The sequence below is a fragment of the Acinetobacter sp. AS5 genome (assembly GCF_048957595.1).
Classification (GTDB): Bacteria; Pseudomonadota; Gammaproteobacteria; order Pseudomonadales; family Moraxellaceae; genus Acinetobacter.
In genome coordinates, this window is record NZ_JARDAL010000158.1 from 1 (window position 1) to 692 (window position 692).

General features: G+C 51.7%; 1 protein-coding gene. It reads right to left on the reverse strand.

Annotated features, from left to right (window positions below):
• Positions 1 to 692, reverse strand: a 692-nt coding sequence (locus PV763_RS17735; protein ID WP_420938304.1) for an FAD-dependent oxidoreductase, incomplete at both ends; no start/stop codon positions are given.

The window sequence follows — 692 nt, forward strand, 5'->3', positions numbered from 1 at the left end:
GGCACTGTGGTACAGTCACCTGCTGCAAACACCCCTTTCACATTGGTTTCGTTGCGGTCGTTAATCACGATCTCGCCACGGTTGGTTAGCTCAACCGGGGTTTCTTTCAGGAAGTCCGTATTTGGCAACAAACCGATCTGCACGAAGATCCCGGCAAGTTCTACTGTATGCTCTTCATCCGTGGCACGGTCTTTGTATTTCAGACCCGTCACCTGTGAACCATCACCAACCACTTCTGTTGAAAGCGCATTCTTGATCACCGTGGTGTTCGGCAAGCTGTTCAGCTTGTCCTGCAGGACCTGATCCGCACGTAGCTTGGTATCAAACTCGACCAGCGTGACATGCTCTACAATCCCTGCCAGGTCAATCGCAGCCTCTACACCCGAGTTACCACCACCAATCACAGCGACACGTTTGCCTTTGAACAGAGGACCATCACAGTGCGGGCAGTAGGCTACACCACGGGTTTTATATTCCCGCTCACCTGGAACGTTCATCTCTCTCCAGCGTGCACCGGTCGAAAGAATCACGGTTTTCGATTCCAGTTTGGCACCATTCTCTAAAGTCACTTCCACCAGACCATTGGCTGTTTCATCCGCACCTTTGATGTTGGATACCCGTTGCAGGTTCATGATGTCGACACCATATTCACGCACGTGGGCTTCCATCTCGGCTGCAAATTTAGGACCTTG